Here is a 19,784-nt window from a genome sequence, read left to right on the forward strand (position 1 = left end):
CGTGCGCCTCGCGGTCCGGGTGCGTCCGGGGGCGTCGCGGACGTCCGTCGGTGGCCTGCACGGCGACCGGCTGGTGGTCGCCGTGACGGCGCGCGCGGTCGACGGCGCCGCGACCGAGGCGGCCCTCCGTGCGCTCGCCGAGGCGCTCGGCGTGCGGCCGCGGCACGTGACGCTGGTGTCGGGAGCGACGAGCCGCGACAAGCTCGTCGAGGTCGCGGACGACGCGGTGGACGACCTTGCCGACCGGGTGGAGCGCCTGCGCGCCACCTGACCACCGAGGACGCCCAGAGCGCCTCGAGCAGCTGAAGTCGCCCGTTGACACCCGTCACGGACAGCCTCTACGGTCGTCATTGCCGGCGTGTCGAAGCGCTTCGATGCCGTCGGCACCGTCCCTCGTCATCGACCGTCAGAGCCGTCGGGAGATCGCACCGGGCGCCGGCCCCCGTCGCACCACCGCACCACGTCGTGCGGCGGCTTCCCCTGCCCTGACGGATGGCGAACCACACCACACTGCGCGGCGCAGCGACGCCGTGGACCGAGGGGGTTCCAGCTGTGAGGTTCTCATCGAGGCACCGCTGGGCGGTGCCGGGCGTCGTGTGCCTGGCGCTCGTCGGGCTCGTGCCCGCCACCTCCGCCCAGGCGGAGGACTACCCGTTCCGTGACCCGGGCCTGCCGCTGCAGACGCGGATCGACGACCTGCTCGGCAGGCTCACGCAGGACGAGGAGATCTCGCTGCTGCACCAGTTCCCGCTGCCGGTGCCGCGGCTCGGCATCGGGCACTTCCGCAGCGGTACCGAGGCGCTGCACGGGCTGGCGTGGACCACGTCGCCGGCCGACGGCGCGGTGCACACGGCCACCGCGACCACGTTCCCGCAGGCCGTCGGGCTCGCGAGCACGTGGGACACCGACCTGCTGCACCAGGTCGGCACCGTGGTGGGCGACGAGGCGCGCGGGTACCACTCGACCGACCCGGGCATGTGGGGGCTCAACCTGTGGGCGCCCGTCGTCAACCTGCTGCGCGACCCGCGCTGGGGCCGCAACGAGGAAGGCTACTCCGAGGACCCGGTGCTCACGGGCGCAATGTCGACCGCGTACGGCAAGGGCATGTCGGGCGACGACCCGCTCTACCTGAAGGCGGCCCCCACGCTGAAGCACTACCTCGCGTACAACAACGAGGTGCACCGGGACACGAGCAACTCGTCGGTGCCGCCGCGCGTGCTGCACGAGTACGACGAGCAGGCGTTCAAGCCCGCGATCAGCGCGGACGCGGCCACGGGCGTCATGGCGTCGTACAACCTGGTCAACGGACGCCCGGCCACGGTCGACCCGACGCTCGACAGCACGGTGCGGTCGTGGACCGACAAGACCCTGTTCAACGTGAGCGACGCGAACGCCCCGGCGAACCTCGTCGACTCCGAGGACTACTACGACACGCAGGCCGAGGCCGACGCGGCGCTCATCAAGGCGGGCCTCGACAACCACACGGTCAACGACAACAACCCCCAGCCGACGATCGCCGCGGTCAAGGAGGCCCTCGCGCAAGGCTTGCTCACCCAGGAGGACGTCGACACCGCCGCGTCGCACGAGCTGTCCATCCGGTTCCGGCTCGGCGAGTTCGACCCGGATGGGGGGCCGTACGGCGGCATCACGATGGACGCGGTCGACACGCCCGCGAGCCGTGAGCTCGCACGCACCACCGCCGACGAGGCGGTGGTGCTGCTGAAGAACCAGAGGGGCGCGCTGCCGCTCGACGCGAACCGCACGAAGAGCGTCGCCGTCGTGGGGCCGCTCGCCGACACCACGTACACCGACTGGTACGGCGGCACGCCGCCCTACACGGTGACGGCGCTCGACGGCATCACCGAGCGGGTCGGCGCCGGCGGCACGGTCACCGGCATCGAGGGCGTCGACCGCATCGCGCTCAAGGACCCCGCGACCGGCAAGTACCTGAGCGGCGGTGCGGGGGAGTCCGGCGCGGCGATCACCGAGGGCGCGACCACGGCCGACGCGACCGCGCAGTTCGACGTCTTCGACTGGGGCAGCGGCATCGTCACGCTGCGCAGCGCCGCCAACGGCAAGTACGTCGGCTACAACTGGAGCGGCTTCGCGAACGACCAGGCGCAACCCAACGGCTGGTTCGTGCAGCAGCAGTTCACGATCGAGGACCGGCCCGACGGCAACGTCGTGCTCAAGTACGCGGGCTACGAGTCGGCGTACAGCTGGGCGCCGTCGTACGGCAAGCAGTACCTGACGGTCGACGCGAACGGTGCGCTCGCGCTGGGCGCCGCGACCGCGGACCAGGCGACGGAGTTCTCCCGCGAGCTGATCTCCAGCGGCACCGACGCCGCCGTCGCGGCGGCGAAGGCGGCCGACGTCGCCGTCGTCGTGGTCGGCAGCATGCCGTTCATCAACGGCCGCGAGGACCACGACCGCACGGACATCAACCTGGCCGAGGGCCAGGAGGCACTCGTGAAGGCGGTCGTCGCGGCGAACCCGCGCACGGTCGTCGTGCTGCAGACGAGCTACCCGGACACCATCACGTGGCTCCAGCAGCACGTCCCGGCGATCGTGTGGACCACGCACGCCGGCCAGGAGACCGGGCACGCGGTCGCAGACGTGCTGTTCGGCGACACCAACCCCGCCGGGCGGCTCACGCAGACGTGGCCCGCGAGCGCCTCGGACCTGCAGCCCGACCTGATGAACTACGACATCATCTCGAGCGGCCAGACCTACCTGTACGACACCACCAAGCCGCTGTACCCGTTCGGCTACGGCCTGTCGTACACGTCGTTCCGCTACTCCCACCTGCGCGTCGACACGTTGCTCGACGGCACGCTGCGCGCCCGCGTCGACGTCACGAACACCGGCCGCCGGGCCGGTGACGAGGTCGTGCAGCTCTACACGCACCAGCGCGACTCGCGCGACCCGCAGCCGATCAGGCAGCTGCGCGCGTTCGACCGGATCAGTCTCGACCCGGGGCAGACGCAGGTGGTCGAGCTCACGGTGCCGGTCTCCGACCTCGGCCACTGGGACGTGACGCGCGAGAAGTGGGTCGTCGAGACCAGCGCGTACGACGTGCTCGTCGGCGCCTCGTCGGCGGACATCCGCCAGAAGGCCGTCGTCCAGGTCAAGGGCGAGAAGATCCCCGCCCGCGACCTGTCGAGGACCACACAGGCGCAGAACTTCGACGCGTACCAGGGCATCGAGCTCGTGGACCGCTCGAAGGAGTCCGGCACGTCGATCCAGACGGCCGCCGGCAGCTGGGTCGCGTTCAAGGACGCCGACCTCGGCAAGGCCACGACGACGTTCACGGCCTCGGTCGCCAAGGCCGACGCCGCGAACGGCACCATCCAGGTCCGTCTCGACTCGCCGACCGGACGGCTCGTCGGGACCGCGACCGTGGCGAGCACAGGGGACAGGTACACGTACGCGACGGTCACGGCCGCGCTCGACGGCGGCCGCGGGCCGGGCGGGGGCCACGGCCATGGCCCTGGGCGCGCGGGCCTGCAGGGTCGTCACGACGTCTACCTGGTGTTCGACTCCACGGTCCGGATGGGGGACTTCAGCCTGGGCAGCTGAGTCCCCGGCCGGTGGCGGGTGTCGCAGCGCCCGCCACCGGCAGGTGGCCGTCGGGTGACGGTCCGTCGACGGGCGGCCCGTCCGGATGCGATCCGGCGCGGCGTCGATAGCGTCCTCTTCGTGCCGATCTCACCGATTGGTCTGAAAGCCTTGCTGCAACTTGCCGCAAGTCGGTACGGTCGGCGCTGACCCCCGGCACACGGCCGTGCCGGGACGACGAAGGAGTCGCCATGCCGCGCCGCACCCCCGTCCTGTCCCGACCGGTAGCGGGACTGTCCAGTCTCGCGGTGGTCCTCGCGCTCGCGGGCACCACGGCCGCCGTGGGCGCCGCGCCCGCCGCCGCCGCGGACCGCACCGCGGCCCTCGTCGGTGACCTGCAGAGCGAGCTCGGCTGCACCGAGGACTGGCAGCCCGCGTGCGCCGCGACCGAGCTGACCCCGGACGGGAGCGGCCACTACAGCGCCGACCTCCAGGTCCCGGCCGGCACCTGGCACTACAAGGTCGCGCTGAACGACGCCTGGGACGAGTCGTACGGCGGTGACGGCGGCAGCGCCGACACGCCGCTCGTGGTCGCCGGGCCGTCGACGATCCGGTTCACGTACGACGACACGACGCACCGCACGGCCCTCACCCCGCTCGACCTCGCGGGCGACTACACGGCGGCCGACGACGCGATCGTCGCCGACCCGGTGCGCGACCCCGGCGCGGGCAACACGTTCTACTTCGCCATGACCGACCGGTTCGCCAACGGGGACCCGACCAACGACACCGGCGGGCTCGCCGGCGACCGGCTCACCACGGGCCTCGACACGACTGACAAGGGCTTCTACCACGGCGGCGACCTCGCCGGTCTGCGCGACAAGCTCGACTACATCGAGGGCCTCGGCACGACCGCGATCTGGCTGACGCCGTCGTTCAAGAACCGCCCCGTCCAGGGCACCGGCGCGAACGTCTCCGCCGGGTACCACGGCTACTGGATCACCGACTTCACGCAGATCGACCCGCACCTCGGCACGAACGCCGAGCTCGAGGCCCTGATCGCGGACGCGCACGCGCGCGGCATCAAGGTGTACTTCGACATCATCACGAACCACACCGCGGACGTCATCGACTACGCGCAGCAGAAGTACACGTACATCCCGCAGAGCACGAGCCCGTACAAGGACGCGGACGGCAACGCCTTCGACCCGCACACGTATGCGGGCGGCGACACGTTCCCGACCATGGACCCGGCGACGTCGTTCCCGTACACGCCGGTGCTCAAGCCGGGTGACGAGCACGTCAAGGTCCCGGACTGGCTCAACGACGTGACGCTGTACCACAACCGCGGCGACTCGACGTACTCCGGTGAGTCCACGACGTACGGCGACTTCTCGGGCCTCGACGACCTCATGACGGAGAACCCGGCGGTCGTGAACGGGTTCGTGGACGTCTACAACGGGTGGGTCGACCTCGGTGTCGACGGGTTCCGCATCGACACCGCGAAGCACGTGAACTTCGAGTTCTGGCAGAAGTTCACGACGGCGGTGCACGCGCACGCGACCGCACAGGGCAACCCCGACTTCTTCATGTTCGGCGAGGTCTACGACGCGGACCCGGTCAAGCTGTCGCCGTACCTGCGCGACAGCGACATGGACGCCGTGCTCGACTTCACGTTCCAGTCCGCGGCGTCGAACTACGCGCGCGGCGCGTCTGCCGGCCTGCTGCACACGCTGTACCAGGGCGACGACCGGTACACGACGCCGACGACGAACGCGCAGGCCCTGCCGACGTTCCTCGGCAACCATGACATGGGCCGCATCGGCTACTTCGTCAAGGACGGGTCCGACCCGCAGGCGCGCTCCGAGCTCGCGCACGACCTCATGTTCCTGTCGCGCGGCCAGCCGGTCGTCTACTACGGCGACGAGCAGGGCTTCGAGGGCGCCGGGTCGATGAACGGGAGCGACAAGGACGCGCGGCAGGACATGTTCGCGACCCAGGTCGACGAGTACGCGAACCAGCCCCTGCTCGACGGCACGACGGCGGGCTCGGTGGACCGTTACGACACCGACAGCGTGCTCTACCAGCACATCAAGGCGCTCGCGGACCTCCGGCAGAGCACGCCGGCCCTGAAGGACGGCGCGCAGATCGAGCGGTACTCGAACGGCGCGGTGTACGCGTTCAGCCGCGTCGACGCGACGGAGAAGGTCGAGCACCTCGTCGCGCTCAACAACGGCACGTCCCCCGCGACGGTCACGATCGACACGCTCACGCCAGGTGCGCACTTCGGCGCGCTGTACGGCACCACGACGGGCGCGACGGCCGCCGCCGACGGCACGGTGTCCGTGACGATCCCCGCGCTGGGCGCGATCGTCCTGCGGGCCGACGCGCAGGTCGCCGCGCCCGCCACGGCCGGTCCGGTGACGGTGACGGCACCGGCGCCCGGCGCGGGCCTGAGCGGCCAGGTGCCGGTGAGCGCGGACGTGCCGGACGACGTCTGGAGCCAGACCTCGTTCGCGTACCGGGTGGTCGGCGACGACACGTGGACGCCGCTCGGCACGTCCGAGACGACCGCCCCGGGGGTCTTCGCAGACCTCGACGGGCTGGCCCCCGGCACGCTCGTCGAGTACCGCGCGGTCACGGTCGACGCCGCGGGTGACAGGGCGGCAGGCTCGACGTTCGCGTCGGTCGGCAACCGGGTCGACGGCGAGGAGACCACGGGCGGCGGAGGTGGCGGCGACCTGCTCGTCACCGTTCCCGGCAGCCACAACTCCGAGATGGGATGCCCGGGCGACTGGCAGCCGGACTGCGACAAGGCGAAGCTCACGCAGTTCTCGAACGGCATCTACCACGGCACGTTCACGCTGCCCGCCGGCACGTACGAGTACAAGGTCGCGGTCGGCGGCTCGTGGGACGAGAACTACGGCGCGGGCGGCGCGCCCGGAGGCGCGAACGTGACGTACACGCTCGCCGCCGACGGTCCCGTGACGTTCTACTACGACCCGGTCACCCACTGGTTCACCAGCACCGCGCAGGGGCCGATCCTCACGGTCCCCGGCTCCACGAACAGCGAGCTCGGCTGCGAGGGCGACTGGGCCCCCGACTGCCTCGCGACGCTGCTCGAGGACCCGGACGGCGACGGCACGTACACGTTCACGACGGACAAGCTGCCCGAGGGTGCGTACGAGGTGAAGGTCGCACACAACCTGTCCTGGGACGAGAACTACGGAGCCGGCGGCGCACCCGGCGGCGCGAACATCCCGTTCTCGGCGCCCGGCGGCAAGCCCGTGACGTTCTCGTACGTGCTCGCGACGCACATCCTCACGGTCGAGGTGAGCGAGCCACCGCTGCCGGGCACCGGCCAGTCGCTCGCGCAGTGGGTCGACGCGTCCACGATCGCGTGGCCGGCGAACCTCGTGCCGGCCGGCACCGACCCGACCACCCTGTCGTGGCAGCTGCACTCGTCGGCGACGGGCGCGCTCGCGGTGGTCGACGGGGCGGTGAGCGGCGAGGACGGCACCCCGGTGCCGCTCACGTACGACGCGGGCGGGCTCACCGACAAGCAGCTCAAGCGCTTCCCGCAGCTCGCAGGCTCGGTCGCGCTGCACGTGGGCGCCGACAAGAAGGCCGTCAAGGAGCTGCTGCGCGGCGAGCTGCTCGTCACGCAGGCGACGGCGGACGGCACGCTGCAGGCCGCGACCGGCGTGCAGATCCCGGGCGTGCTCGACGACCTGTACGCCAAGGCCGCCGGCAAGCGCGCGCTCGGCACCACGTGGTCGCGCGGTTTGCCCCACCTCGCCCTCTGGGCGCCGACCGCGCAGGATGTCGACCTGCTCGTGTGGCCCGCGACGAAGGCGGGGCTCGACACGTCCGGGACGCCGACGCGCGTCGCCGCGCACCGCGAGTCCGATGGCTCGTGGACGGTCGACGGCCGCAAGCAGTGGGCCGGCGCCGCGTACCTGTGGGAGGTCACGGTGTTCGCGCCGACCACGGGCAAGGTCGAGGTCAACCAGGTCACGGACCCGTACTCGGTCGCGCTGACGCTCAACAGCACGCACTCGGTGCTCGTGGACCTCGACGACAAGGCGTTCCGGCCGAAGGCGTGGGAGAAGGCGAAGCAGCCGGTCGTCAAGCCCGTCGACCAGACGATCTACGAGCTGCACGTGCGCGACTTCTCGATCTCGGACACCACGGTGCCGGCCGCCCACCGCGGCACGTACCTGGCGTTCGCGGACCGCAGCGCCGGCACGGCGCACCTGCGCGAGCTCGCCGACGCAGGCCTCACGACCGTGCACCTGCTGCCGACGTTCGACATCGCGTCGATCGAGGAGGACCGCAGCAAGCAGGCAACCCCGGCGTGCGACCTCGCGTCGCTCCCGCCGGACTCGGACCAGCAGCAGGCGTGCGTCATGGCCGTGGCCGACACCGACGGGTTCAACTGGGGCTACGACCCGCTGCACTGGCAGGCGCCCGAGGGCTCGTACGCGGTGCACCAGGAGGGCGGCGGCCGCGTCGCCGACTTCCGCACCATGGTCGGCGCGCTGCACGCGGACGGCCTGCAGGTGGTGCTCGACCAGGTGTTCAACCACACGACGGCGAGCGGGCAGAACCCCGGGTCGGTGCTCGACCGCGTCGTGCCGGGCTACTACCAGCGGCTCAACGCGACCGGCGGCGTCGAGACGTCGACGTGCTGCCAGAACGTCGCCACCGAGCACGCCATGGCCGGCAAGCTCATGGTCGACTCCGTCGTCACGTGGGCCAAGGACTACAAGGTCGACGGCTTCCGCTTCGACCTCATGGGTCACCACTCGGTCGACAACATGAAGGCGGTCCGCAAGGCGCTCGACGCGCTGACGGTCCGCAGGGACGGCGTCGACGGCAAGAACGTCTACCTGTACGGCGAGGGCTGGAACTTCGGCGAGGTGGCGGACAACGCGCTGTTCACGCAGGCCACGCAGGGCCAGCTCGGCGGGACGGGCATCGGCACGTTCTCCGACCGGCTGCGCGACGCGGTCCGCGGCGGCGGCCCGTTCGACGCCAACCCGCGCATCCAGGGCTTCGGCTCGGGCGGCGGCACCGACCCGAACGGCGACCCCGTCAACGGATCGGCGGCCGACCAGGCTGCCCGCGCGCAGCACGACGCCGACCTCGTGCGGCTCGGCATGGCGGGCAACCTGCGCGACTTCGCGTTCGAGACGAGCGCGGGGACCGTGCAGAAGGGCAGCGAGATCGACTACAACGGCCAGCCCGCCGGCTACGCGGACTCGCCCGAGGAGGTCATCACGTACGTCGACGCGCACGACAACGAGACGCTGTGGGACTCGCTGACGTACAAGCTGCCGACGTCGACCCCGATGGCCGACCGGGTGCGCATGAACACGGTCAGCCTCGCGACGACGGCCCTCGCCCAGACGCCGAGCTTCTGGCACGCGGGCGCCGACCTGCTGCGCAGCAAGTCGCTCGACCGCAACAGCTACAACTCGGGCGACTGGTTCAACGTGCTCGACCTGTCGGGCCAGGACAACGGCTTCGGTCGCGGTCTGCCCCCGAAGGCGGACAACGAGTCGAAGTGGCCGTTCCAGCAGCCGCTGCTCGCGGACCCGGCGCTCAAGCCGACGCCCGCGGACATCGCGACCGCGTCGAAGGCCGCCGACGACCTGCTGCGGCTGCGGTTCTCGACCCCGCTGTTCCGGCTCGGGTCGGCGGACCTCATCGAGCAGAAGGTGTCGTTCCCGGGCTCCGGGCCGGACGCCGACCCGGGCGTGGTCGTGATGCGGATCGACGACCGGGCGGGCTGGGACCCGAAGAAGCGGTGCTGGAGCAACGACGTGGACCGCTCGCTCGAGGGCGTGCTCGTCGTGGTGAACGCCTCCGACGAGGCGACGACGCAGACCGTCGCCGACCTCGAGGGCCACCGGCTGCAGCTCTCTCCCGTGCAGCAGCGGGGGAGCGACCCGGTGGTCCGCGGGACCACGTGGGCGTCGGGCACCGGCACCGTGACGGTGCCGGCGCGGACCGTGGCGGTGCTCGTCGAGAAGGCGTACCCGGGGCACTCGTCGGGTCACGGCTGGTGGTGAGCCGGACGTAGGGGACCGGTGGTGAGGGGGCCGCAGACCTCTCACGACCGGGTGAAGATGAAGGACGGCGGCGGACGGGCCCTGGTGGGGCTCGTCCGCCGCCGTTCGTCTCGCGGGCTGGGCCGCAGCCGCCCGCACCCTGGACCGTGGCGAAGCCGAGCGGGCACGATGCATTCACCCGTCGAACGCAACGGAAGTATCGGACCCGATGGGTTCGACTGTTAGCGCTCACATACCGGGCCGATCTGCGACCTGATCGTGATGAGTTCGTAATGCGCGGAGGGGTCATCCCCGCTTGACTTCGAGAACCGAATACAAGAACGTATGGGCACTGCCTCTCCGGTGACCCACATCACCGCGGACGCAGTCGGGACACGGCCCGAGCGGCGGAGCGGCTGCGGGGGACTGCCGAGCACCGCGCTCGCAGGTCCGTCGTCCCGGATCTCTCAACGACGAGAAGGAGCAGAGCACATGCGACGGATCACTTTCGCGGCGATGGGTGCGGTTGTCGCACTCGGCCTCGCCGCGTGCTCGGGTGGCGGCGCCGGAAGCACGGACGACTCCACGGGTGCGGCCTCGGGCGACAAGGGTGACCTCACGGTCGGCGTCGCGATGCCGACGCAGACCTCGGAGCGGTGGATCGCCGACGGCGACGCCGTGAAGTCGGGTCTCGAGAAGGCCGGGTACAAGGTCGACCTGCAGTACGCGGGCGACGACATCCCGACCCAGCAGCAGCAGATCGACCAGATGATCACCAAGGGCGCCGACCTCCTGATCATCGCCTCGATCGACGGCACGGCCCTCGCGAACCAGCTGCAGGCCGCCGCCGACGCGAAGATCCCGGTCATCGCGTACGACCGCCTCATCCGCGACAGCGAGAACGTCGACTTCTACGTCACGTTCGACAACTACAAGGTCGGCGTGCAGCAGGCCACCTCGCTGCTCACGGGCCTCGGCGTCCTCAAGGCGGACGGCTCGCCCGGCGACAAGAAGGGCCCGTTCAACGTCGAGCTCTTCGCGGGCTCGCTGGACGACAACAACGCGCACTTCTTCTACAAGGGCGCGATGGACACGCTGCAGCCGTACATCAACGACGGCACGCTCGTCGTGAAGTCCGGCCAGACGGACATCGAGCAGGTCGCCACGCTGCGCTGGCTGCAGGAGACGGCGCAGAAGCGCATGGAGGACCTCCTCACGTCGACGTACTCGGACGGCTCGAAGGTCCAGGGCGTGCTCTCCCCGTACGACGGCCTGTCGCGCGGCATCATCACGGCCCTGCAGAACGCGGGCTACGGCCCCGGCATCGCCGACGGCATGCCCATCGTCACCGGCCAGGACGCCGAGATCGCCTCGGTCAAGCTGATCAACGACGGCGTGCAGTGGTCGACGATCTTCAAGGACACCCGCAAGCTCGCGGACCAGTCCGTCAAGACCGCTGAGGCGTTCCTCAAGGGCGGCACGCCCGAGGCGAACGACACCGAGTCGTACGACAACGGCGTCAAGGTCGTCCCGTCCTACCTCCTGAGCTCCGACATCGTCGGCAAGGACGAGATCCAGCCGCTGCTCATCGACTCCGGCTACTGGACCGCCGACGAGGTGGCCAGCGGCCAGGCCGGCTGACCGGTCTAGCTCCGACCGCCGACCGGTCGGCGCCCGCCCTCGTGGCAGCGCCGGCCGGTCGGCCCCGGTCGGGCCCATCGCAAGGAAGGACGGTGAGGTCGCGTGGCTGACCCCATTCTCGAGATGCAGTCCATCACCAAGACGTTTCCCGGTGTGAAGGCCCTCCAGGACGTCTCCCTGTCCGTCGAGCGCGGCGAGATCCACGCGATCTGCGGAGAGAACGGCGCCGGCAAGTCGACGCTGATGAAGGTCCTGTCGGGTGTCTACCCGCACGGCGACTACGAGGGCACGATCCTCCTCGACGGCAAAGAGGTGCAGTTCGGGTCGATCAACGACTCCGAGGCCCAGGGCATCATCATCATCCACCAGGAGCTCGCGCTGGTGCCGTACCTGTCGGTCGCGGAGAACATCTTCCTCGGCAACGAGCGGGTCAAGCGCGGCGTCATCGACTGGAACCAGGCGAACGCGGACGCCGCAGCCCTGCTGGCACGCGTCGGCCTGGACGAGCTCCCGGTCACCCCGGTCGGACAGCTCGGCGTCGGCAAGCAGCAGCTCGTCGAGATCGCCAAGGCCCTGTCCAAGGAGGTCCGGCTCCTCATCCTCGACGAGCCCACCGCCGCCCTCAACGACAACGACTCCGAGCACCTGCTCGGCCTCCTGCGTCAGCTGCAGCAGCAGGGGATCACGTGCATCATGATCTCCCACAAGCTCAACGAGATCGCCGAGATCGCCGACAACACCACGATCATCCGCGACGGCCGCACCATCGAGACCCTCGACATGAAGGCCGACGGCGTCACGCAGGAGCGCATCATCCGCGGCATGGTCGGCCGCGACCTCGGGCACCGCTTCCCGCCCCACGAGCCGAACATCGGCGACGAGGTGCTGCGGATCGAGGACTGGACCGTGCACCACCCCACGCAGCCCGAGCGCATCGTCGTCGACGGCGCGAGCCTCAACGTCCGCGCCGGCGAGATCGTCGGGCTGGCCGGGCTCATGGGCGCCGGTCGCACCGAGCTCGCGATGTCGCTGTTCGGCCGCACGTACGGACGCAACATCACCGGCCGCGTGTACCTGCGCGGCGAGGAGATCAAGACGCGCACGGTCGCCGAGGCCATCGACCACGGCATCGCCTACGCCACCGAGGACCGCAAGAAGTACGGCCTCAACCTCATCGAGGACATCCGGAACAACATCAGCGCGGCGAACCTCAAGAAGGTCTCGCGGCTGGGCTGGGTGAACGCCAACGAGGAGACCAAGGTCGCCGAGAGCTTCCGCGCGAGCATGAACATCAAGGCGCCCACCGTGGCGGCGCTCGCGGGCAAGCTCTCCGGCGGCAACCAGCAGAAGGTCGTGCTGAGCAAGTGGCTCTTCACCGACCCCGAGGTCCTCATCCTCGACGAGCCGACCCGCGGCATCGACGTCGGCGCGAAGTACGAGATCTACACGCTGATCAACAAGCTGGCGGAGCAGGGCAAGGCGGTCCTCGTGATCTCGTCCGAGCTGCCTGAGCTGCTCGGCATCTGCAACCGCATCTACACGCTCTCGGCCGGCCGGATCACCGGTGTGCTGCCGCGTGAGCAGGCCACTCAGGAGAACCTGATGCAGCTCATGACCAAGGAAAGGGACCAGGTTCGATGACTGCCGTAGCAGGGTTCAAGGACCTCTTCACGAGGAACCTGCGCCAGAGCGGGATCTTCATCGCCTTCGTGGCCATCGTCGGGCTGTTCACCATCCTGACGGACGGCACGCTGCTGAGCCCCGGCAACGTGACCAACATCGTCCTGCAGTACTCGTACATCCTGATCCTCGCGATCGGCATGCTCATCGTGATCGTCGGCGGGCACATCGACCTGTCGGTCGGCTCGGTCGTGGCGCTCACCGGAGCCGTCTCCGCGGTGATCGTGATCAAGAACGGCCAGCCGTGGTGGGTCGGTGTCCTCGCCGCCCTCGCCGTCGGCCTGGTCGTCGGGTGCTGGCAGGGCTTCTGGGTCGCGTACGTCGGGATCCCCGCGTTCATCGTGACGCTGGCCGGCATGCTCCTGTTCCGCGGCATGACGTACCAGGTGCTCGACAACGTCTCGCTGTCGCCGTTCCCGGCCGAGTACCAGAAGATCGCCGGCGGCTTCCTCAACGGCTTCCTCGGCGGCCAGGGCATCGACGTCTTCACGCTCGTCATCGCGGCGGTCGCCGTGGTCGGGTACGTCGTCAGCCAGTTCCGCACGCGCGCCGGTCGCATCAAGTACCAGCAGGTCGTCGAGTCGATGCCGATCTTCATCACGAAGCTCGTGCTGGTCGCCCTCGTGGTCATGGCATTCGCGTACCAGCTGGCCCGCTCGCGCGGCCTGCCGATCGTGCTGATCATCCTCGGCGTCCTGATCATGGTGTACGTCGTCGTCACCACGAAGACCGTGTTCGGCCGTCACGTCTACGCGATCGGTGGCAACCTGTCGGCCGCGCAGCTGTCCGGCGTGAAGGTGCAGAAGGTCAACTTCTGGATCTTCGTCAACATGGGCTTCCTCGCGGCGGTCGCCGGCGCGGTGTACTCGTCGCGGTCCAACAGCGCGCAGCCCGGTGCGGGCAACATGTTCGAGCTCGACGCGATCGCCGCCTGCTTCATCGGCGGCGCGTCCACCACGGGTGGTGTCGGTCGCGTGACCGGTGCCGTCGTCGGTGGTCTGATCATGGGCGTCATGTCCAACGGCATGCAGCTCATGGGCATCGACCAGTCGGTGCAGCAGATGGTCAAGGGCCTCGTGCTGCTGCTCGCGGTCGCGTTCGACATCTACAACAAGCGGCGGGCCGGCGCGGCTCGCTGAGGTCGGACATTCGCCCACGCCAGGAACCCCAACCTGACGTGGGCGGATGCCGTCCCGGTCTAGGCTCGCGGCCGTGGGAGGACGGGTAGCCATGTCAGGCTCGCAGTCCTCGCTGCGCGAGGCGAACCGGGCCCTCATCGTCGAGACGGTGCACCGGCACGGCGGGCTCACCCAGGTCGAGCTCGCCGGCGCCACGGGCCTGTCGGCGGCCACCGTCTCGACGATCGTCAAGGAGCTCCTCGCTGCGGGTGTCGTCGACACCCGCAGCACCACCCGCAGCGGGCGGCGTGCCCAGATGGTCACGCTCGCCCGCCGCGTGGGTCTGGCGGTCGGCATCCACATCGGGCACCGCCACATGCGCATCGCGCTCGGCGACGTGACGCACGAGGTCGTCGCGGAGCAGACGCTCCCGCTGCCGCACGAGCACCGGGTCGACACGAGCCTGGACCGCGCGGCGCTGCTCATCGCGGACCTGCTCGAGCGCGTCGGGTCGTCGCTCGACGAGGTCGTCGGCATCGGGATCGGCGTGCCTGCGCCGGTCGACGCCGCGACGGGGATGATCTCCGTGCGCGGCATCATGCGCGGCTGGGACGAGGTGCACATCGCGCACGTCCTGTCCAAGCGGCTGGCTCGCCCGGTGTTCGTCGACAACGACGCGAACCTGGGGGCGCTGGCCGAGAGCGCGCTCGGCGCGTCCCGCGGCTACCGCGACTCCGTCTACGTCCGTGCGTCCTACGGGACGGGCGCGGGCATCGTGCTCGGCGGCCAGCTGCACCGCGGCTTCGCGGGCACGGCGGGGGAGATCGGGCACGTCCAGGTCGATCCGCAGGGTGATATCTGCCGGTGCGGGAGCCGCGGCTGCCTCGACACCGTGGTCGGTGCGCAGGCGCTCCTCGAGCCGCTGCGCGCGAGCCACGGCACCATGGCGCTGCGCGACGTGATCCAGCGCGCCATGGACGGCGACCCGGGCTGCGCACGGGTCATCGCCGACGCGGGCGCGTCGATCGGTGCCGTGGTCGCGGGCCTGGCCATGGCGGTGAACCCGCAGTGCGTCGTGGTCGGCGGCGAGCTCGCCGAGACCGGCGAGATGCTCCTCGGCCCGTTGCGCGAGGCGATCCGGCACCGCGTCCTGCTCAACCAGATCGCGCCTCTCGAGGTGCTGCCCGCCGAGCTCGGGCACCGCGCCGAGGTGATCGGCGCGATCGAGCTCGTGCTGCAGTCGACGGACTTCGTCCTCCGTTCGGACGAACCGGTGCGCGCGTTGGCCGAGGCGGTGGGGGACGATTGACGTCCACAGACACTGGGGTTTCACTGCAAGGACCACGTGCCCAACGAGGAGCAGGTGAGGACATGGGCGTGAGCGCACGCGTGCCGTTGCTGTCGCTCCGACAGATCAGCAAGCGCTTCGGGGCCGTCGAGGCGCTCGTCGGCGTGGACGTCGACGTGCACGCGCACGAGGTCGTGGCGCTGGTCGGCGACAACGGCGCCGGCAAGTCGACGCTCGCGAAGATCATCTCCGGCGTGCTCGCACCCGACTCCGGGATCATCGAGATCGACGGTGAGGAGCAGAGCATCCCGTCGCCGTCCGCGGCGCACGCGCTCGGCGTCGCCACGGTGTTCCAGGACCTCGCGCTCGCGGGGAACCTCGACGTGACGTCGAACATCTTCCTCGGCCGCGAGCTCACGGACGGGATGCTGCTGGACGACGGCAAGATGGAGCAGGTCGCCCGGCAGATCCTGCGGGACCTCACGCTGCGGATCCCCTCGGTCCGCACGCCCCTGTCGGAGCTGTCGGCGGGCCAGCGGCAGGCCGTCGCGATCGCGCGCACGCTCATCGGCTCGCCGCGGATCGTCGTGCTCGACGAGCCCACGGCGGCCCTGTCCGTCGCGCAGACCGCCGAGGTCCTCACGTACATCGAGCGGCTGCGGGACCTGGGTCTCGGCGTGATCCTCATCAGCCACAACATGAACGACGTGCGCGCGGTGTCCGACCGGATCGAGGTGCTGCGGCACGGGCGCAACAACGGCTCGTTCGACGCCGCGACGGCCAGCTACGAGTCGATCCTCGCGGCGATCACGGGGGCGACGACCCTCTCCGAGAGCCTCGTGCGGCACTCGGCCGCGCTGCGCTGACCGCCTCGGTGCGCCACGAGGGCCCCCGACCGGATCCGGTCGGGGGCCCTCGCGGCGTCGGCGGTCAGGCGACGAGCGCGTCGAGCCGCTCGTAGCCCTGCGTGAGGCCCTGGTCCATCCCGCTCGCGACCATGCCGTCCCGCGACTCGAGCGACGGGTACGTGGAGTGGATCCGGACGCGGCTGCGGCCGTCGCCGAGGTCCTCGAACGCGATGGACTCGATCGCGACGACGTCGGGGTACCCGCCGAACTCGAACGTCTGGATCGCGAACTCGTTCTCGCGGACCACGTGGAAGACGCCGTTGAACTCGTACGCCTCCCCATCGGTGGTCGTGTGCACGTAGCGCCACGAGCCGCCGGACGTGAAGTCCCACTCCTTGATGTCCATCGCGAGGTCGCGCGGCCCCATCCACTGCCTGACCAGGTCCGGCTGGCGGTGCGCCTCGAAGACGGCCGCCACCGGGGCGTCGAACTCGCGGGTGATGTCGATGAACGGCACGCCCTCGGGCGCGTCGATCGTCACGGGGTTGCTCATGATCCTGCCTCCTGCTCGGTCTGCTGCGTGCGGGTGTCGTCCTGCTGGTTCGTGGCGGTGCCCGCCTGGGCGGCGAGGACCGCGTCGAGCGCCCGGAAGCTCTGCTCGTGGATCAGCCGGTACCGGTCGATCCACGCGGTGAGGGCCTCCAGGGTGGCGGCGTCGAGGTGCACCGGGCGGCGCTGCGCATCGCGCGACCGGGTCACCAGGCCCGCGTGCTCGAGCACCTGGATGTGCTTCGAGACGGCCTGCTTGCTGATGTCGAACGGTGCGGCCAGCTCGTTGACCGTGGCGGGGCCACGGCTGAGCCGGGCGACGATCCGGCGACGGACCGGGTCGGCCAGGGCGAGGAACGCCCGGTCGAGCCGCTCGTCCGCCAGGGGGTCGACCACCATCTTCTCCAACCGTTCTATTGATCAACCGATCGGTTGATTACAACTCTGCGCCTGTCGTCCGGTGGTGTCAAGGGGTGCGAGCGGGGTGGGCGACGCAGGGGCCGCCGCGACGCTTCCGGACGCGACAGGAGCCGGACGCGACAGGAGCCGGACGAGAGAGGAGCCGGGCGCGCCAAGAGCCGGACGGGACAGGAGCCGGGCGCGCCAAGAGCCGGGCCGCACGGTCACCCCCCGCCGAGGGTGGCCGTGCGGCCCGGTGCGCGTGGTGGCCGCTGCGTCAGCCGACCGCGCAGACCCCGCCGTTGAGGGTGAACGACGAGGGCGCTGTGTTGGTGCCGCTGTGCGACCCGTTGAAGCCGATCTGCGTGCTCGTGCCCGGCGCGAGCGAGCCGTTCCACGACTCGTTCGTGAGCGTCACCGCGGACCCGGACTGGCTGGCCTTGGCGGACCATGCCTGCGTGACGGTCTGGCCCGACGGGAACGTGAACTTGAGGGTCCAGCCGTTGACGGTGGTCGCGGACGTGTTCTTGATCGTGAGGTTCGCGGTGAAGCCCGTGTTCCACTGGTTGACGCCGTACGTCACCGCGCAGACGGCAGGACCGCTCGTCGGGGTGGGCGTCGGCGTGGTGGGGGTCGGTGTCGGCGTGGTGGGCGTCGGCGTCGGCGTCGGGGTCGGCGTCGGCGTCGGCGTCGGCGTCGGCGTCGGGGTCGTCGGGGTGGGGGTCGGGGTCGGTGTCGTCGAGTCGAGCCCGAAGAAGTGGATGACCGCCTTCGCGTCGACCGAGATGTTGTGCGTGACACCCTGCAGGCTGTTCGCCTCGAGCGGCGCCTGGTCGCCCGTGCTGCCGTACCGCGTGCGCGTGGTGTTCCCGGAGACCACCGTCGAGGCCGGCGTCGCGCTCACGCCGAGCACGTTGGTCCACTGCTCGATGGCCTCGCCGAAGTTGTTGTAGCTCAGCGTCGTGTCGGCGGTGCCGTGCCAGAGCTGCACGCGCGGACGGGCGCCGGCATAGCCCGGGTAGACGCCGCGGGCCAGGTCGCCCCACTGCTGTGCCGTCCTGTTGAGCTGGCCGTTCGCGCACTGGCTGTTCCAGCCGGCCTGGTTGGTGGCGCCGGGTGCGGCTCCGCCCGTCGAGAAGCAGGTCGCCGGCACGCCCGCCCATGCGGAGCCCGCGGCGAACACGTCCGGGTAGTCGGCGAGCAGCAGCTCGGTCGTCATTGCGCCCGAGGACGTCCCGGTGATGAACACCTTGCTCGCGTCGGTCCGGTACTGCTGCTGCACCCAGCGCACCATCTGCACGATGCTCGCGGGGTCGCTCTGGCCGGTGTGGCTCATGGCCTGCGTCGACGACACGTCGAAGCACGCGCCGGGCCGCGTGGCCGACGGGTAGATCACGATGTAGCCGTACTGGTTGGCGAGCTCGTCGTACTGCGTCCCGTTGTAGAAGGCCGACGCCGACCCGGTGCAGTAGTGCACCGCGACGACGATGCCGGGGTTGGCGGCGAGCCTGTCCGGCACGTACGTGTACATCGCCAGACCGCCGGGGTTGCTGCCGAAGCCGGTCACCTGCGTGAGGGACGCCGCCTGCGCGACGGGGGCGACGGCGAGGGTCGCGGCACCGAGCGCGAGTGCACCGGTGAGGAGTGCGGCGGCGGCCCCCAGGCTGCGCCGCCAGGGCGAGCGGGATCGAGCCATGGTGTCCTCCTTGACGCCAGGGTCCGGGCGTGGCCGAGATGGCCTCCGGGCACCGATAATTTCGATATCGATTCAGGAGCCCTTGGAGCATCCCCACCGGTGCGTCACGGGGTCAAGGCGCGCGCCGACGGCGAAAGGTTTCGCGCCGCCGGGTCCGTGCTCGTCCGACCGGTGGCCGGTCACCAGTCGCGTCCGTAGCGTGGGCGCGTACCCGCACCCGGCCGGCGTCGCCCGTGGTGAGCGGCGCGGTCCCGAAACCAGGAGGCCCCGTGACGTCCCTCGACGACATCGCGTCGACGATCAACATCGACCAGCTCGCGACCAGGCTCGGCGTCGACCGAGCGACCGCCGAGCGGGCCGTCGCGGCGGCGTTGCCGGCCCTCGTCGGCGGACTGCACGCGAACGCCCAGGACCCCGCCGGGGCGGCGTCGCTCGCCGGTGCGATCGGCACCAAGGACCCGGCCCTCGTCGAGGGCGGGGTGGATCTCGACCAGGTCGACACCGGCGACGGCGCCAAGATCGTCCGGAACGTGTTCGGGTCGAACCAGGACCAGGTCGTGCAGGCGCTCGCGTCCGACAGCCGCACCCCCGACGCGTCGATCATCGCCAAGGTGCTCCCGCTGCTCGCGCCGATCGTCCTTTCGTTCCTCGCCAAGCAGATGGGCGGCAGGTCGGGGTCGGGCGGCGGCGCGTCGTCCGGTGGCGGGCTCACCGACCTGCTGGGCGGCCTGCTCGGCGGGGGAGGCGGCGCGCCGGGGGGCGGCTCCGGGGGAGGCGGGCTCGGCGGGATGCTCGGCGGCCTCCTGGGCGGCGGCTCAGGCGGCGGGCTCGACGTCGGAGGGCTGCTGGGCGGCCTGCTCGGCGGCGGCAAGCGCTGAGAGCGCGCGGCCCGGGACCGGCGTGAGGGACCGGCCGGCCCGGCGGCCGGTCCGGGTCGCCGTCGGCGTCAGC

Annotated in this window: 12 protein-coding genes; 9 read left to right on the top strand and 3 right to left on the bottom strand. The window is 70.8% G+C overall.

All coding sequences use genetic code 11. The annotated features are described in order from the left end of the window. Window position 1: 1 nt before the first annotated feature. From J7523_RS06735 to J7523_RS06770, 8 genes are all read left to right on the top strand, one after another. Window positions 2-271 (top strand): DUF167 domain-containing protein, encoded by a 270-nt coding sequence (locus J7523_RS06735; protein ID WP_291883946.1) that lies wholly within the window; start codon window positions 2-4, stop codon window positions 269-271. A 281-nt stretch (window positions 272-552) separates the two neighbouring features. Beyond that, the gene (locus J7523_RS06740) at window positions 553-3,579 is read left to right on the top strand and encodes a glycoside hydrolase family 3 protein (RefSeq protein WP_291883947.1); all 3,027 of its coding nucleotides are present in this window, start codon (window positions 553-555) and stop codon (window positions 3,577-3,579) included. A 230-nt stretch (window positions 3,580-3,809) separates the two neighbouring features. After that, the gene (gene pulA, locus J7523_RS06745; protein ID WP_291883949.1) at window positions 3,810-9,635 is read left to right on the top strand and encodes a pullulanase-type alpha-1,6-glucosidase; all 5,826 of its coding nucleotides are present in this window, start codon (window positions 3,810-3,812) and stop codon (window positions 9,633-9,635) included. 471 nt (window positions 9,636-10,106) lie between these two features. After that, complete coding sequence (gene chvE, locus J7523_RS06750; protein ID WP_291883951.1) at window positions 10,107-11,255, top strand: multiple monosaccharide ABC transporter substrate-binding protein; 1,149 nt, start codon at window positions 10,107-10,109, stop codon at window positions 11,253-11,255. Window positions 11,256-11,357: 102 nt separating this feature from the next. Then, window positions 11,358-12,896, top strand: a complete 1,539-nt coding sequence (gene mmsA, locus J7523_RS06755) for a multiple monosaccharide ABC transporter ATP-binding protein (RefSeq protein ID WP_291883953.1) — start codon at window positions 11,358-11,360, stop codon at window positions 12,894-12,896. After that, a complete protein-coding gene (mmsB, locus tag J7523_RS06760) occupies window positions 12,893-14,074 on the top strand; it encodes a multiple monosaccharide ABC transporter permease (RefSeq protein WP_291883955.1) in 1,182 nt (393 codons plus the stop codon). Before mmsA ends, mmsB begins: the two co-directional genes overlap by 4 nt. 91 nt (window positions 14,075-14,165) lie before the next feature. Continuing rightward, window positions 14,166-15,362 (top strand): ROK family transcriptional regulator, encoded by a 1,197-nt coding sequence (locus J7523_RS06765; RefSeq protein ID WP_291883957.1) that lies wholly within the window; start codon window positions 14,166-14,168, stop codon window positions 15,360-15,362. A 62-nt stretch (window positions 15,363-15,424) separates the two neighbouring features. Further along, a complete protein-coding gene (locus J7523_RS06770) occupies window positions 15,425-16,207 on the top strand; it encodes an ATP-binding cassette domain-containing protein (RefSeq protein ID WP_291883959.1) in 783 nt (260 codons plus the stop codon). A 64-nt stretch (window positions 16,208-16,271) separates the two neighbouring features. Here J7523_RS06770 and J7523_RS06775 read toward each other — a convergent pair whose 3' ends face one another. The 3 genes from J7523_RS06775 to J7523_RS20595 form a co-directional block, all read right to left on the bottom strand. Beyond that, window positions 16,272-16,742, bottom strand: coding sequence for an SRPBCC family protein (locus tag J7523_RS06775; protein ID WP_291883962.1), 471 nt, complete (start codon window positions 16,740-16,742; stop codon window positions 16,272-16,274). Beyond that, complete coding sequence (locus tag J7523_RS06780) at window positions 16,739-17,137, bottom strand: metalloregulator ArsR/SmtB family transcription factor (RefSeq protein WP_291883965.1); 399 nt, start codon at window positions 17,135-17,137, stop codon at window positions 16,739-16,741. The genes J7523_RS06775 and J7523_RS06780 overlap by 4 nt, the downstream gene beginning before the upstream one ends. Before the next feature lie 277 nt (window positions 17,138-17,414). Beyond that, the gene (locus J7523_RS20595) at window positions 17,415-18,833 is read right to left on the bottom strand and encodes a PHB depolymerase family esterase (protein ID WP_363266605.1); all 1,419 of its coding nucleotides are present in this window, start codon (window positions 18,831-18,833) and stop codon (window positions 17,415-17,417) included. A 269-nt stretch (window positions 18,834-19,102) separates the two neighbouring features. On the opposite strand from J7523_RS20595, the gene J7523_RS06795 reads away from it, so the two are divergent. After that, entirely contained in the window at window positions 19,103-19,711 is a 609-nt protein-coding gene (locus tag J7523_RS06795; RefSeq protein WP_291883968.1) for a DUF937 domain-containing protein, read from the top strand. The last annotated feature ends 73 nt before the right edge of the window (window positions 19,712-19,784 follow it).

Source organism: Cellulomonas sp., from assembly GCF_017744555.1.
In the GTDB taxonomy this organism is placed as follows: domain Bacteria; phylum Actinomycetota; class Actinomycetes; order Actinomycetales; family Cellulomonadaceae; genus Cellulomonas.

Coding starts and splice junctions, on each gene's coding strand:
- pulA (WP_291883949.1), top strand. CDS start 3,810: ATGCCGCGCCGCACCCCCGTCCTGTCCCGACCGGTAGCGGGACTGTCC.
- chvE (WP_291883951.1), top strand. CDS start 10,107: ATGCGACGGATCACTTTCGCGGCGATGGGTGCGGTTGTCGCACTCGGC.
- mmsB (WP_291883955.1), top strand. CDS start 12,893: ATGACTGCCGTAGCAGGGTTCAAGGACCTCTTCACGAGGAACCTGCGC.
- J7523_RS06765 (WP_291883957.1), top strand. CDS start 14,166: ATGTCAGGCTCGCAGTCCTCGCTGCGCGAGGCGAACCGGGCCCTCATC.
- J7523_RS06770 (WP_291883959.1), top strand. CDS start 15,425: ATGGGCGTGAGCGCACGCGTGCCGTTGCTGTCGCTCCGACAGATCAGC.
- J7523_RS06775 (WP_291883962.1), bottom strand. CDS start 16,742: ATGAGCAACCCCGTGACGATCGACGCGCCCGAGGGCGTGCCGTTCATC.
- J7523_RS06780 (WP_291883965.1), bottom strand. CDS start 17,137: ATGGTGGTCGACCCCCTGGCGGACGAGCGGCTCGACCGGGCGTTCCTC.
- J7523_RS20595 (WP_363266605.1), bottom strand. CDS start 18,833: ATGGCTCGATCCCGCTCGCCCTGGCGGCGCAGCCTGGGGGCCGCCGCC.